Source organism: Neobacillus sp. PS2-9 (genome assembly GCF_030915525.1).
In the GTDB taxonomy this organism is placed as follows: Bacteria; Bacillota; Bacilli; order Bacillales; family Cytobacillaceae; genus Neobacillus.
This window is the reverse complement of the sequence record NZ_CP133269.1, coordinates 4890241-4905397: the sequence shown is the minus strand read 5'-3', so window position 1 is coordinate 4905397 and position 15157 is coordinate 4890241. Positions and strand designations below refer to the sequence as shown.

13 protein-coding genes are annotated in these 15157 nt (G+C 41.9%); 11 read left to right on the top strand and 2 right to left on the bottom strand.

The window, feature by feature from the left end; all coding sequences use genetic code 11:
* Window positions 1-13 precede the first annotated feature (13 nt).
* From purM to purD, 4 genes are read left to right on the top strand one after another with little or no spacing between them, the layout of a single operon-like run.
* Window positions 14-1048 (top strand): phosphoribosylformylglycinamidine cyclo-ligase, encoded by a 1035-nt coding sequence (gene purM / locus RCG25_RS24485; protein WP_308081410.1) that lies wholly within the window; start codon window positions 14-16, stop codon window positions 1046-1048.
* Window positions 1045-1647 (top strand): phosphoribosylglycinamide formyltransferase, encoded by a 603-nt coding sequence (gene purN / locus RCG25_RS24480; RefSeq protein WP_308081409.1) that lies wholly within the window; start codon window positions 1045-1047, stop codon window positions 1645-1647. The genes purM and purN overlap by 4 nt, the downstream gene beginning before the upstream one ends.
* Window positions 1622-3160, top strand: a complete 1539-nt coding sequence (gene purH, locus RCG25_RS24475; RefSeq protein ID WP_308081407.1) for a bifunctional phosphoribosylaminoimidazolecarboxamide formyltransferase/IMP cyclohydrolase — start codon at window positions 1622-1624, stop codon at window positions 3158-3160. Before purN ends, purH begins: the two co-directional genes overlap by 26 nt.
* 15 nt (window positions 3161-3175) lie before the next feature.
* Window positions 3176-4447: a phosphoribosylamine--glycine ligase gene (gene purD, locus RCG25_RS24470; RefSeq protein WP_308081406.1), complete on the top strand. Its 1272-nt coding sequence runs from the start codon at window positions 3176-3178 to the stop codon at window positions 4445-4447.
* On the opposite strand, the gene RCG25_RS26130 is transcribed toward purD, so the two are convergent.
* Together RCG25_RS26130 and RCG25_RS24465 are read right to left on the bottom strand one after the other, a co-directional pair.
* The gene (locus RCG25_RS26130; RefSeq protein ID WP_374121015.1) at window positions 4444-4557 is read right to left on the bottom strand and encodes an EYxxD motif small membrane protein; all 114 of its coding nucleotides are present in this window, start codon (window positions 4555-4557) and stop codon (window positions 4444-4446) included. The genes purD and RCG25_RS26130 overlap by 4 nt on opposite strands.
* 425 nt (window positions 4558-4982) lie before the next feature.
* Complete coding sequence (locus tag RCG25_RS24465; RefSeq protein ID WP_308081405.1) at window positions 4983-5288, bottom strand: YgaP family membrane protein; 306 nt, start codon at window positions 5286-5288, stop codon at window positions 4983-4985.
* Between the two features lie 167 nt (window positions 5289-5455).
* Here RCG25_RS24465 and RCG25_RS24460 point away from each other — a divergent pair, with 167 nt between their 5' ends.
* The 7 genes from RCG25_RS24460 to RCG25_RS24430 all read left to right on the top strand — a co-directional run bounded on the left by RCG25_RS24460 (window position 5456) and on the right by RCG25_RS24430 (window position 15052).
* Window positions 5456-7204 carry an adenine deaminase C-terminal domain-containing protein gene (locus RCG25_RS24460; RefSeq protein WP_308081404.1) on the top strand — a complete coding sequence of 583 codons (1749 nt, stop codon included), beginning with the start codon at window positions 5456-5458 and terminating at the stop codon, window positions 7202-7204.
* A gap of 54 nt (window positions 7205-7258) precedes the next feature.
* On the top strand, window positions 7259-8317 hold the full coding sequence (locus RCG25_RS24455) for a DUF3048 domain-containing protein (RefSeq protein WP_308081402.1): 1059 nt from the start codon (window positions 7259-7261) through the stop codon (window positions 8315-8317).
* Between the two features lie 27 nt (window positions 8318-8344).
* A complete protein-coding gene (locus RCG25_RS24450; protein ID WP_308081401.1) occupies window positions 8345-8659 on the top strand; it encodes a YerC/YecD family TrpR-related protein in 315 nt (104 codons plus the stop codon).
* A 135-nt stretch (window positions 8660-8794) separates the two neighbouring features.
* The gene (locus RCG25_RS24445) at window positions 8795-9475 is read left to right on the top strand and encodes a heptaprenylglyceryl phosphate synthase (RefSeq protein ID WP_308081400.1); all 681 of its coding nucleotides are present in this window, start codon (window positions 8795-8797) and stop codon (window positions 9473-9475) included.
* 75 nt (window positions 9476-9550) lie between these two features.
* Window positions 9551-11818 carry a DNA helicase PcrA gene (gene pcrA, locus RCG25_RS24440; protein ID WP_308081399.1) on the top strand — a complete coding sequence of 756 codons (2268 nt, stop codon included), beginning with the start codon at window positions 9551-9553 and terminating at the stop codon, window positions 11816-11818.
* Window positions 11819-11870: 52 nt separating this feature from the next.
* Complete coding sequence (ligA, locus tag RCG25_RS24435; protein WP_308081398.1) at window positions 11871-13877, top strand: NAD-dependent DNA ligase LigA; 2007 nt, start codon at window positions 11871-11873, stop codon at window positions 13875-13877.
* 14 nt (window positions 13878-13891) lie between these two features.
* Window positions 13892-15052, top strand: a complete 1161-nt coding sequence (locus RCG25_RS24430; RefSeq protein WP_308081397.1) for a CamS family sex pheromone protein — start codon at window positions 13892-13894, stop codon at window positions 15050-15052.
* Window positions 15053-15157: the final 105 nt, after the last annotated feature.

The following is a 15157-nucleotide window of genomic DNA, read 5'->3' as shown; positions in this document are numbered from 1 at the left end:
AGGGAGCACTGGCATGACAAACGCGTATAAACAAGCAGGCGTAAATATCGAAGCAGGATACGAAGCGGTGGAACGTATGAAAAAACATGTCCAAAAAACAGCAAGAGCCGGTGTTATCGGCAGCTTAGGTGGATTCGGGGGAATATTTGATTTGTCCGCTCTCAACTTGAAAGAGCCAGTTCTGGTGTCAGGCACCGACGGGGTTGGGACAAAATTAAAGATAGCTTTTATGATGGACCAGCACGAAACCATTGGGATTGATGCGGTTGCCATGTGCGTGAATGATATCGTTGTGCAAGGAGCAGAACCTCTTTTCTTTTTAGATTATATTGCGTGTGGAAAGGCAGTTCCGGAAAAAATCGAAGCCATTGTAAAAGGCATTGCAGAGGGCTGTGAGCAGGCTGGATGTGCGTTGATTGGCGGCGAAACAGCAGAAATGCCGGGACTCTATCGTGAAGACGAGTATGATTTAGCCGGTTTCACTGTTGGGGCGTGTGAAAAACAAGCGCTAATTACGGGTGAGGACATCAAGGCAGGGGATGTTTTAATCGGATTAGCGTCAAGCGGCATCCATAGTAATGGCTACTCCCTTGTCAGAAAAGTATTTAACAACTGGTCATTGATTGAATACGTGAATGAACTAGAGTGTACATTAGGGGAAGAATTACTTAAACCGACTAAGATCTATGTAAAGCCTATTTTGTCTGCATTACAAAAATTCAAGTTAAAAGGAATGGCACATATCACAGGCGGAGGCTTTATTGAGAATATTCCGCGGATGCTCCCTGCTGGTCTTGGTGCAGAGTTGATTGAAAAAAGCTGGCATATTCCAGCCGTGTTTAAGCTGATATCTGAGGTTGGACAAATTGGATATAAAGAGATGTATAATGTGTTTAACATGGGTATCGGAATGGTGGTCGCTATTGATCGGGAACATGCCGCAGAATTAGTCCAGCATTTCCAAGAAGCTGGGGAAACGGCTTATGAAATTGGCGTAGTCACTGACAAAGAAGGCATTCACATTAAAGGACTTGGTGAGTGGGAATGAAACGATTTGCTGTGTTTGCATCAGGAAGCGGGAGTAATTTTCAGGCGATCGTAGATAAAGTTCAATCTGGGGATTTGAAGGCCGATCTATCATTGTTAATTTGCGATCAACCAGGAGCGTATGTGATTGAAAGGGCGAGAATGGCGCGCATCCCAACTTTTGTGTTTCGGGCAAAGGATTATCCGAGTAAGGCAGATTATGAGCGAGAAATTTCCTTTCTTCTAAAGGAAAGGAATATCGATTTTATCGTCCTCGCTGGATATATGCGTTTGATTGGTCCTACCTTGCTAAAAGAGTTCGAGGGTCAAATCGTCAATATTCATCCTTCTTTGCTTCCGGATTTTCCTGGCAAAGATGCCATTGGTCAGGCCTTGGCTGCTAAAGCTAAATGGAGTGGGGTTACCATTCATTATGTGGATGAAGGCATGGATACGGGACCCATTATTGTGCAGGAACGAATTCGCTTAGAGGATCAGGAGACACGTGAAAGTCTGCAAGAGAAGATTCAAGCGATTGAACATAAGCTCTACCCATCTATTCTACAAATGCTATTAACCAGAGGAGAGGTCATTCATGAAGAAAAAACGCGCACTTATTAGTGTTTCTGATAAAACCGGTGTAGGAGAATTTGCCAAGGAACTAGCTTCGCTTGGCTTTGAAATCATTTCAACCGGCGGGACGAAAAAGATGCTTCACGAACAGGGGATTCCTGTATTGGGCGTGAGTGATGTCACTGGATTCCCGGAAATTTTAGAAGGACGCGTTAAGACGTTAAATCCGTTTATTCATGGTGGTCTGCTTGCCAAACAAGATGATGTGGAACATCAAAAACAGCTGGATGAACATGGAATTGAGGCAATTCAGCTTGTTTGCGTTAATCTGTATCCATTTCAGCAAACCATTGAAAAACCAGATGTAACAGTGGAGGACGCGATTGAAAATATCGATATTGGCGGTCCAACGATGCTTCGTGCCTCAGCGAAAAACCATCAATATGTCACGGTTGTAGTGGATCCCACTGACTACCCGACAGTGATTGCGGAGTTGCAGGCGAATGAAGAAACAACAATCGAAACAAGAAGAAAGCTAGCGGCGAAAGTGTTCCGTCACACGGCAGCCTACGATGCACTCATTGCAGGTTACATGACAGATTTAGCTCAGGAAGAGACACCAGAAAAATTAACCGTTACATATGAATTAAAGCAAACCTTACGATATGGAGAGAACCCCCATCAACAAGCTGCTTTTTATAAAAAGCCTCTTGGTTCTGTGTTTTCGATTGCCTACGCAGAGCAGCTTCATGGTAAAGAGCTTTCCTACAACAATATCAATGACGCCGATGCAGCACTGCAAATTGTAAAAGAATTCACTGAGCCAGCGGCTGTTGCTGTGAAGCATATGAATCCATGCGGAGTCGGTACAGGGGCAACAAGCTTGGACGCGTTTAATAAAGCATTTGCAGCAGATCCTGTATCGATTTTTGGCGGAATTATTGCTTTCAACCGGGAAGTAGACGCCGAAACAGCTAGAAAACTTCACGAAATCTTTTTAGAAATTATCATTGCACCGTCCTTTTCGGAGGAAGCATTATCCATCCTAACAAGTAAAAAGAACCTTCGCTTGTTAACAATTTCATTTGATGGTGTGAAGAAGCAGGAACAGAAAATGACAACGATCGAAGGCGGATTACTCGTTCAAGACCAGGACCGCTTTACCCTAGATGATGCTGTTGTTAAAGTAGCGACGAAAAGACAGCCGACAGATGCGGAATGGGAAGCATTAGAGCTTGGCTGGAAGGTTGTGAAGCATGTAAAGTCCAATGCCATTGTTGTGGCGAACGAGGAAATGACGATCGGAATTGGTGCTGGCCAAATGAACCGTGTGGGAGCAGCAGAAATTGCTTTGAAACAGGCGGGAGAAAAAGCACAAGGTGCAGCCCTTGCTTCAGATGCCTTTTTCCCAATGGATGATACTGTTGAAGTAGCAGCTAAGGCAGGTATTACAGCGATTATTCAGCCAGGTGGTTCAATCCGTGACGAGGATTCCATTAAGAAAGCGGATGAATATGGAATTGCCATGGTGTTCACCGGAGTAAGACATTTTAAACACTAAGTGGGGGTGTGTAGGATGAAGGTCTTAATCATTGGACGCGGTGGGAGAGAACATGCTTTATGCCGGAAAGTAAGTGAAAGCACGTTGGTCGAAAAAGTCTTTGCCGCACCTGGAAATGACGGAATGGTGGATGTGGCTGAGTTGGTTCCTATTGGTGAGTCACAGCACGAACAACTCATTCAGTTTGCCGTGGAGCAGGGTGTGGGCTTAACCATTATCGGACCGGAAGTACCTCTCTTAGAAGGACTGGCTGACAAGTTTGAGGCGGCGGGCTTACTTGTTTTCGGTCCTCGTCAAGTGGCGGCAGAAATTGAAGGAAGTAAATCCTTTGCGAAAGAACTGATGAAAAAGTATCAGATTCCGACGGCGAATTATGCTGTATTTACTTCCTTTGAAGAAGCGCGTGACTATATCGAAGAAAAAGGGGCGCCTATTGTTATAAAAGCCGATGGTTTAGCAGCGGGAAAAGGTGTAACAGTTGCGTTCACCAAAGAGGAAGCCTTGGCGAGTTTAGAGGAAATGCTTGTTGGGGCAAGGTTTGGTGCGGCCTCTTCCCGAGTAGTCATCGAGGAATTTTTAAGCGGTGAGGAATTTTCGCTTATGGCATTGGTGAAAGGTGATGTGGTCGTTCCACTGGAAATCGCTCAAGACCATAAGCGAGCGTTTGATGGGGATCAGGGGCCAAATACAGGTGGAATGGGCGCTTATTCACCTGTTCACCAAATTAGCAGGGACACGGTAGAAACGGCAATTGAGACCGTCTTAATCCCGGCTGCCAAGGCTATGGTGCAGGAAGCCAGAAGCTTTTGCGGTGTATTATATGCCGGGTTAATTGCAACAGCAGAGGGTCCAAAGGTCATCGAGTTTAATGCTCGCTTCGGAGACCCGGAAACCCAGATTGTTTTACCAAGATTACAATCAGATTTGGTTCAAGTGATTGTAGAACTATTGCAGGGTGGCTGTCCTCAGCTCGAATGGTCGGAAGAGGCAATGGTTGGTGTCGTTGTGGCAGCAAAGGGATATCCTGATCATTATGAAAAAGGTGCAGTGCTTACAGGATTGAATGATATTACTGATGAAGTGGTTACTTTTCATGCGGGTTCTTTGAAAAATGCATCCGGTGAATTTGTTACAAATGGCGGAAGGGTCCTGCTTGTTGGTGCGAAGGCAGAAACGCTGCAGGCAGCGCAAGAAAAGGTTTATCAAGAGATGGAAAAGCTTCAATGTGATGGGATTTTTTATCGAAAAGATATTGGGGGAAAAGCAATTCAACCCGTTATTGGCTAACGGGCTCGTCTTTTACTGGAGCGGCGCATATAGGTATAGAGTAAGGCTACAATGCTGCCGATAATCACAATCAACACAAACGACATATGACTTACGTATTCCCAAAACATTATCATAGACTCCTATCAGGGAGGCTGACTCAAGTCAGGGGCTTATGCCAGCCCCTTTGCATTGAGTTAGCCTCTGTTTTTTTTAGCTTTTTTGTTTGGCTCATTCCAAATTAAGTTCTTTGTTTCGTAGAGAGGTTCTATGAACCCAAATTCCCTCTCGAACGACGAGAAAGGTCGCGTAGAGAGGTTCTATGAGCCCAATTTCTTCTCGGAATGACGAGAAAGGTCGCGTAGAGAGGCTCTATGCCCCCGAATTCCCTTTCAAACGCCGAGAAAGGTCGCGTAGAAAGATTCTATGAACCCGAATTCTCTTTCGAACGACGAAAAAGGTCGCATTGAGAGTTCAATGAACCCATTTTCCCTTTCGATACGACGAGAATCATAACGTAAAAGAATTGTTGAAGCCCTTAAACCTGATCCAACATCTAAGACGGATTATAAGGCAGTACCTCTTCTCCATCAAAATCTTCTAAGCCTTCCATGCTATTCCTTGACTCGTTGGCAGGATCATCAACCTGCATTTTACACTGATATTGTTCATATAATGCGGTTAATGGGCAAAAGCGAACAATGCCTTCTGCTACTTTCATTGCACCCAAAAAGGCAGCCAATAAATAAGAATCTCTCCAAGGACGCTTTACTAGCTTCGAGGTGCTCCAAGCAAGAATAGTTAACCCAAATGTAATCCGAATTAGCGCATTTAAAATCCCGATATTTGGACGGATATTCAAGTTGTTCACTCCTTCACAATATTTTTACAATATTTATCAATTCTTTAATGCGTTAAATGATAAAATATGATAATATAGTATCTAAAGAAATTTTGTAAGGGCTTTCTTTGTGATTAAATCAAGTTTTTAACATAGATATAGTTTGTTTGAAAAGGGAGGGATATGGTATGCTAGAACAACGCTACCGCTGGAAAAACAAAAACTTACGCATGCATGTATCCGTTTTAGATGGGAAAACTTCTCCAACAATCCTATTGAAAAACGCCTTATTTTTAAATCAGACGTTCCGTCAATGGATGAGAGCGAATATATGGATTTACGACGATCGAATTGTCTATGTCGGCGAAAACCTGCCTGCACATTTGGACGAAAAATGTGAAATCATTGATTGCACAAATGAGATTTTAGTTCCAGGCTATATTGAACCACATGCGCATCCGTTTCAATTATATAATCCCCTAACATTTGCGGCCTATGCATCGCAGTTTGGGACGACAACATTAATTAACGATAATATGGCACTTATTTTAAATTTGAAAAAAAGGGAAGCGTTTTCATTGTTGCGTGATCTCCGCACAATTCCCTCAACCATGTTTTGGTGGTGCCGCTTTGATTCACAAACAGAAATCCTGAATGAAGAGGAAAAATTTTCGCATAGTAATATTAAATCGTGGCTCGAGCATGATGCTGTACTCCAAGGTGGAGAACTGACCGGATGGCCAAAATTGCTTGATGGCGACGATATGATGCTTCATTGGATTCAGGAAACGAAAAGAATGCGCAAAAAGATCGAAGGTCATTTTCCAGGTGCGTCTGAAAAAACGTTAGCGAAAATGATGCTGCTAGGTGCAGATTGTGATCATGAAGCCATGACGGGAGAAGAGGTTTATAGTCGCTTAATGCAAGGCTATATGGTTTCCTTAAGGTATTCCTCTATTCGCCCAGATCTTCCGCAACTATTGGACGATATGAAGCGTTTAGGCATTGAGGCGTATGATAGATTACTATTTAATACAGATGGCTCATCTTCTGCCTTTTATGAACAAGGAATCACGGATCACATGATTCGAATGGCGATTGAAAAAGGCGTGCCCATTATTGATGCGTATAATATGGCAACTGTTAATATAGCAAGATATTATAATATCGATCATTTATATGGGAATATTGCCACAGGCCGAGTGGCTAATATTAACTTCCTATCAAGTATTGAAAATCCAACGCCTGTATCTGTTTTAGCAAAAGGAAAATGGGTAAAACGTGATGGTGTGAAGGTGGAAGAGGCGTATCCTGGAGTGGATTGGAAGGATTACGGCTTGAAGCCAATGGAGCTAGATTGGGAGTTATCCATGGATGATTTACAGTATTCGATGCCGTTCGGAATTAAAATGGAAAACTCCGTGATTACAAAACCATACTCCATCTCCATTGATGTCTCAGGAGATGAACTTCCACCAGATCACGACGAGTGCTTTTTTACTTTAATTGACCGTAAAGGAAAATGGAGAATTAACACCCTATTAAAAGGCTTTGCAACGAAGTTGTCCGCTTTAGCAAGCTCGTTTTCTAATACGGGGGACATTATTTTAATAGGAAAAAATAAACAAGATATGCTTCATGCTTTTAATAGAATGAAAGAATTAGGCGGAGGCATAGTGGTGGTAGAGGAAGATAACGTGGTTTGTGAGCTGCCGCTTTATCTAAGCGGAGTTATGTCAGACCTTCCGATGGAAGAGTTAATGCAGCAGGAAAAGGGATTATTCTCAGTTTTAAAGGATAGAGGCTACTCTTTCTCCGACCCGATTTATAGTCTGCTGTTCTTTTCTTCCACCCATTTGCCGTATATTCGCATTACTCAGCAAGGAATGTATGATGTGATGAACAAAACAGTACTCTTTCCTTCGATAATGCGTTAAACTGTAAATAAGTAAAGAGTTAAAGTGTGAAAGTAAAATAGGGGTGTTCTATACATGAAAAAATGGGCTGTTGCCATGGCAGCTATCCTGTTACTGTTCTCAGGCTGCAGTAATAAGGAAAAAGAAAAAGTACAAGAACCAGTTAAGAAAGAAAAAGTGGTTGAAAAAGTAGAAAACAAAGAGCAAGAGAAGCAGGAATACCCTTATTATTATCCATTAACAGGCGTTGGGTCTACAACCGAAACGGATGGAAGAGCGGTTGCTGTTATGGTAAATAATCATCCGAAAGCCAGACCACAATCAGGTTTAAATAAGGCGGATGTGGTGTATGAGGTGCTTGCAGAGGGTGATATTACTCGCTTCCTTGCCGTTTTTCAAAGTGAAAAGCCGGAAAATATCGGACCTGTCCGCAGTGCGCGGGATTATTATGTTAATCTTGCCAAAGGACTGAATGCTCTTTATGTAGCTCATGGCTGGAGTGAAGAGGCAAAGAAGATGCTGGAAGGAAATGTTGTGGATAATTTAAACGGAATGGTTTATGATGGTACCCTGTTTAAGCGATCCAAAACCCGAAAAGCACCTCACAACTCCTATATTACGTATGATAATATTCTAAAAGGCGCTGAGCAGAAAAAATATTCGATGGAAAAAAGTCCCCCGAGTTTTACATTTATATCTGAAGATGAGAGAAAAAATGTAACTGGGAATGAAGCCACATCGGTGAAGATTACGTATTCAAAGGGTGGGATTTCGGACTCTGTATTGGAATTCGACAGTACTGTTGGCAAATATAAGCGCTTCTCAGGTGGGGAGCAAACCGTTGATTTAGACACCAATGAACCAGTTTTACTAGATAATGTACTTATTATTGAAGCCGTTCATAAAATCATTGATTCCTATGGCCGAAGGGATATTGACCTGCAGTCAGGAGGAAGAGCCTATCTCATCCAAATGGGGAAGGTGAACGAAGTAGAAGAATGGGCTAATCGGAATGGACTAATTGTTCCCATGAAAAATGGGAAAGAGGTTCCTTTGGTTCAAGGAAAGACTTGGGTCAATGTGGTCCCAACAACTCCTGGAATGGAAACTAGTGTTTCTTTTAACGTCAAATAAACATTTTATCTTAAAGGGGTAAACAATATGCAAATTAATAAATTACGTGGAAAAGAGCTTGACCAGTTGTTCCAATCAGTTCTTTCATTAAAGGATTTGGAAGAATGCTATCGCTTTTTTGATGACTTGTGCACAATCAATGAGATTCAATCGTTAGCACAACGTTTGGATGTAGCGAGAATGCTGCGTGAAGGAAATACGTATCACAAGATTGAAACAGAAACAGGTGCAAGCACAGCAACGATTTCACGTGTGAAGCGCTGCTTAAACTTTGGAAACGATACGTACGAAATGGTCCTTGAACGCATTAAAGATGAAAATAGTAAAACAATAAAGGAATAAACAAACCGGAGAGAATAATCTTCGGTTTTTCTTTTTGGATATCATTTCTATAATTACTATCACTGTTTTCTTTTTTTATCGAAAGGGCAAATGCTATAATGGTGTAATGGATTACTGAATGGGAGGATCTTTGGGATGTATGATTTTCGCGAGTGGCGGCATGTCTTTAAACTCGATCCGAATAAAGAAATAACAGACGAGCAATTGGAAAAAATTTGTGAGTCTGGTACTGATGCAGTGATTGTAGGAGGAACGGATGGAGTAACACTCGAGAACGTTCTTGATCTAATGGCAAGAATTCGCCGTTATACGGTTCCATGTGTCCTTGAAGTTTCAAGTATCAATACGGTTACACCAGGTTTTGACCTTTATTTTGTACCGACCATTTTAAATAGCAATGATCCAAACTGGATTACCGGGTTGCATCATCAAGCAGTTAAAGAATATGGTGAAATCATGGATTGGGAAGAATTCGCTATGGAAGGGTACTGTATTTTAAACGAAGAATGTAAAGCGGCTAAACTGACATCAGCCAACGCTCAATTAACAACCGAGGATGTTAAGGCCTATGCAATGATGGCAGAAAAAATGTTTCAGCTACCAATCTTCTATTTAGAATATAGCGGCAAATATGGGGATCCTGCTGTAGTAGCGGAAGTTAAAAAGGTTCTTGAACAAACTACGTTATTTTATGGTGGGGGAATCACTACCGCCGAACAGGCAGTTGAAATGGCCAAGCATGCCGATGTCATTGTAGTCGGAAATGTCATTTATGACAATTTTGATCAAGCTTTGGAAACCGTAAAAAGTGTCTAATAGATATTTGCTTCAGAGCAAAATTAACGATATGATAAAAATAAGAACAAATGTTTGTAGATGGTGGTGGATAGAATGCAATTTTTAACAGACAAGCTATTAAACGGGCTGAACCCGGAACAACAGAATGCCGTGAAAGCAACAGACGGACCACTTCTTTTAATGGCAGGTGCCGGAAGTGGTAAAACAAGAGTACTAACGCATCGAATCGGTTACTTAATAGTAGAAAAGCGCGTCAATCCTTATAATATTTTAGCAATTACCTTCACGAATAAAGCGGCAAGAGAGATGAAAGAACGTATCGGAAAAATGATGGGTGGTGCCGCTGAAGAAATATGGATTTCTACCTTTCACTCCATGTGCGTAAGAATTCTGCGCAGAGATATTGACCGCATGGGCTTTAACCGCAATTTTACTATTCTTGATACAACAGACCAACAATCCGTAGTAAAAGGGATCTTGAAAGAAAAAAACATTGACCCGAAAAAATTTGACCCTCGTGCGATTCTGGGCTCAATTAGCTCGGCTAAAAATGAACTCATTGACCCAGAAGAGTTTAAAAAGACGGCAGGCGGGTATTTTGAACAAGTGGTCAGTGATGTATATGAAGAATACCAAAAACGGTTACGTAAAAATCAAGCACTTGATTTTGATGATTTAATTATGATGACGATTCAATTGTTTACTCGTGTACCGGAAGTGCTTGAATTTTATCAGCGGAAATTCCAATATATACACGTGGATGAGTACCAGGATACGAATAGGGCCCAGTATATGCTTGTTAAACTATTGGCTAATCGTTTTAAAAACCTGTGTGTCGTAGGGGATTCAGACCAGTCCATCTATAAGTGGAGGGGAGCGGATATTGCCAATATCCTTTCCTTTGAAAAGGACTATCCGAATGCAACGGTTATTTTACTAGAGCAAAACTATCGTTCAACCAAGAGAATTCTTCTTGCAGCCAACAAGGTAATAGAAAACAATATGAACCGCAGAGCGAAAAACCTGTGGACAGAAAACCCGGAAGGAAACAAGCTAGTTTATTTCCGTGCAGATAGTGAACAGGGAGAAGCGCAGTTTGTTGCGGGGAAAATTAAAGAACTAACAAGAGATCAGAATGTGAAGCTGTCAGATATTGCGATTCTCTATCGTACCAACGCACAATCCCGTGTAATGGAGGAAGTGCTGCTGAAATCCAATATTGAATATAGCATTGTCGGCGGCATTAAGTTCTATGACAGAAAAGAAATTAAGGACATGCTCGCTTATTTACGTCTGATTTCAAACCCAGACGATGACATCAGCTTACAGCGTGTCATTAACGTGCCGAAACGTGGAATCGGCTCCACTTCGCTTGATAAAATTGCCGATTTTGCAGCGATGCATGACCTTTCCTTATACCAAGCGTTAGACTCGATTGAATTAATTGGCTTAAGTCCGAAAATCACCAAGGCAGCAAGAGAGTTCCGTGATTTAATTAAAAATTACACGAATATGCAGGAATTCCTTTCTGTAACAGAATTAGTGGAAGAAATCCTGGATAAGACTGGATATCGAGAAATGCTGAAGGCGGAAAAGTCACTTGAAGCACAAAGCCGTCTTGAAAACCTTGAGGAATTATTATCCGTTACGAAAAACTTCGAGGATTCTAGTGAGGATAGAAGCTTGGTTGCATTCTTAACGGATTTGGCACTTGTTGCTGATATTGATTCACTAGATGAGGATGGTGAAAAGGCTGATACCATCACACTTATGACCTTGCACTCTGCAAAAGGCTTGGAATTCCCAGTGGTTTTCCTCATTGGCCTTGAAGAAGGTGTATTCCCGCATAGCCGCTCTCTTATGGAAGAAGCGGAGATGGAAGAAGAGCGCCGTCTTGCCTACGTCGGAATCACAAGAGCAGAGAAGAGCCTATTTATAACCAACGCTCAAATGAGAACATTATTCGGTAGAACAAATATGAACCCTGCATCAAGGTTTATCGCTGAAATTCCGGAGGATCTAATTGAAGGAGTAGAGCCGGAGAAACGTATGAATACGCCATTTAATTCTGGCGGAGGTAGAAGTTTTGGAGGCTCAGGGTCTTCCTTTGGACAAGCAAAAAGTACATTTAGTACACCAACTACCCCAAGAAAACCAGTGATGCGTCCAGTTTCAGCTGCTTCTGGCGGAGAGGATGTCGGCTGGAAGGTTGGCGATAAAGCAGAACATGGTAAGTGGGGAATTGGAACGGTTGTAAGTGTTAAAGGGCAGGGAGAGGGAACAGAACTTGATATTGCGTTTCCAAGCCCAGTAGGTATCAAACGCCTATTAGCTAAATTTGCACCAATTAAAAAAGCATAATCCTTCATGCTATAATCCATGAGTGGAATACCTTTATGAAAGGGCTGGATATATGGACCTTCTAATGGCTGAACAGAAAATCACGGAAGTAAGAAACTTATTAAATCAATATGGCTATGAATACTATGTGCTAGATCAACCATCTGTGCCAGATGCTGAATATGACAGGCTAATGCAGGAGCTTTTAGAGCTAGAGGAAAAGTTCCCAGAGTTAAAGACTCCAGACTCTCCTTCGGTGCGTGTAGGTGGTGTGGTTCTTGACGTATTTGAGAAGGTGGAGCACCGTACACCGATGCTAAGCTTAGGTAATGCCTTTAATGATCAAGACTTAAAGGATTTTGACCGCAGGATTCGTCAGGCTGTAGGAGACGACTTTTCCTACGTCTGTGAATTGAAAATTGACGGCCTTGCTGTTTCGTTACGCTATGAAAATGGTTTGTTCATTCAAGGGGCAACCCGTGGGGATGGAACCATTGGTGAGGATATCACTGCTAATTTAAAGACGATTCAATCGATTCCGCTTCGTCTACGGGAAAATGTTTCACTCGAGGTGCGCGGGGAAGCCTATATGCCGAAGCGTTCGTTTGAAGCTTTGAATGAGAAGAGGGCGGAGCGCGGCGAGGAATTGTTCGCTAATCCCAGAAATGCTGCAGCAGGCTCCTTAAGACAGCTCGATCCCAAAATTGCTGCCTCAAGAAAGCTGGATGTGTTTTTATACGGAATTGGCAATGTCGGTGAAACCGGGGTTGTTTCCCATAGTGAAGGCCTTGATTTTTTAGACCAGCTTGGCTTTAAAACAAATAAAGAACGAAGAAAATGTGCCACCATTGATGGAGTAATAGAGTATGTAAACAGCTGGGTAGAGAAACGGCCTCATCTTCCTTATGAAATCGATGGGATTGTCATAAAAGTGGATTTTCTCGAGCAGCAGGCGGAGCTTGGAACAACAGCAAAAAGTCCGCGCTGGGCGATTGCTTACAAGTTTCCTGCTGAGGAAGTAGTCACCACTCTGCTAGATATTGAGTTAAGCATCGGTAGAACAGGGGTAGTGACACCAACGGCTATCCTTGCACCTGTTAAAGTAGCGGGCACAACAGTACAGCGTGCTTCACTCCATAATGAAGATTTGATTCGTGAAAAGGATATTAAAATCGGCGATCAAGTGGTAGTGAAAAAAGCAGGTGACATCATTCCTGAAGTGGTCAACGTGTTAGCTGATCAAAGAACAGGAAATGAAGTGGATTTCCATATGCCAACACATTGTCCGGAATGTGAAAGTGACTTGGTCCGTCTCGAAGGTGAAGTAGCCTTACGCTGTATCAACCCGAAATGTCCGGCACAAATTCGTGAAGGGCTAATCCACTTTGTCTCTCGTAATGCGATGAATATCGATGGCCTTGGAGAAAAAGTAATAAGTCAGCTTTTTGCGGAGAAATTAATTAGTGATGTAGCTGATATTTATAAACTTACCCAGGAACAGCTGTTAGCTCTAGAACGTATGGGTGAAAAATCTGTTTCTAATCTGTTAAAGGCAATCGAAACTTCTAAAGGCAATTCTCTTGAAAAACTTTTATTTGGTCTTGGTATTCGTCATGTTGGGGCGAAAGCAGCCAAAACGCTTGCCCAGGTTTTTGGTTCGATGAATAAGTTAGCCGATGCTTCAAAAGAGGAGTTAATTGCGATTAACGAAATTGGAGATAAAATGGCTGACTCGATTGTTGCCTATTTTGACCAAGAAGAAGCGAAGGAGTTAATGGAAGAATTAGCTGCCGTAGGTGTCAATTTGGAATACAAAGGGACAAAGCCAGTCTCTGCTGAGGAATCCGATAGTATTTTCGCTGGAAAAACCGTCGTTCTTACAGGAAAGCTTGAACAGTTATCACGCAATGAAGCGAAGGAGAAAATCGAAGCGCTTGGTGGAAATGTGGCAGGCAGTGTAAGCAAAAAGACACATCTCGTGATAGCAGGTGAGGATGCCGGCTCCAAACTAACCAAGGCACAAGAACTAGGAATTGAAGTATGGGATGAGGAGAAGCTTGTAGAAGAATTAAATAAGTAAGAGGTGTGTCGACAATGAGAAAACTCTCAATAGTCGCTCTTTCCCTTGTCTTTTTGCTGAGTGCTTGTGCACCCAATTTTCAGAAGCAAAATGAAGTGGTCCAAACAAAGGAGAAAGACAAAGGGAAGGCGATTATACCAAAGTATAATATTTCTAATAAATATTATCGGACTATCCTACCATTTGTCCCTGGGGAAGCGCGCGGATTGGTAGTTAATAATATAAATACAAGATACGACTTAAACGAATTTGAAATGGGCTTGATGAGAATAGCTCAGAACAGCTTTGATACAGAGAAGTATTACTTTCGTGAAGGTCAGGAAATTAAAGGGAAGACCATCAGAGGATGGTTAAACCGACAATATACAGATGCACAGCTAAAAGAAAACAAAATGAAGCCGGCAGATAATATTGGCTTAAATCCTGTCAATTCGGCTGCTCCTGGTGCTGAGCCTTCATCCCCTATCTATTTGGCTCATATTTTAGAACATGATTACTTAACCAAAGATGATAAGGGGAATGTAACTCTTGCTGGTGTTACGATTGGTCTTGCGTTAAACTCCATCTACTATTACAAATTAACAGAAGGTGGAGATACGTTAGAGAAGAAGATTCCTTTTGCTGAAATGGAAAAGGAAGGAAAGAAGTTGGCAGAGGAAGTGGTGAAGCGGACTCGTACTATTAAGAGTCTAAAAGATGTTCCTATTACCATCGCTTTATTTGAACAAAATAGTAAATCTGCGGTGGTTCCAGGTACGTTTTTCACCTATACAACAGTTGATAAAGGAAGCGCGAATGTAAATGATTGGGAAAAGGTAAATGAAAAATATTACTTATTTCCTTCAAACGATGCCCAAGAGGATCATCGGGATGATTCCATCGCCTTCCTTAACTTCAAGCAGGACGTAGAAAATTATTTTCCAAACTTTAATGGGGTCATTGGAAGAGCCTATTATAATGGTGACCAGCTCCAGGATTTAGATATTACCATTCCTATTCAGTTTTACGGTAAAACAGAAGGGATCGGCTTTACGCAATATGTAACAGGTTTGGTAATGGAGCATTTTCCAAAGTACCTATCTGTATCTGTTAGTGTAACCTCAGTTGATGGTCCGGAAGCACTCATAGTCAAAAAGGCGGATGACACTGAACCGTTCGTTTATATTTACCAATAAGAGGCGTTTAATCGCCTCTTTTTTCTAGTTCTCAAATCATTGAGCCCTGAAATGAAACATGTTAGAATGAACAGTGGATGTAAACGTTTTAATACATAGGAGGGT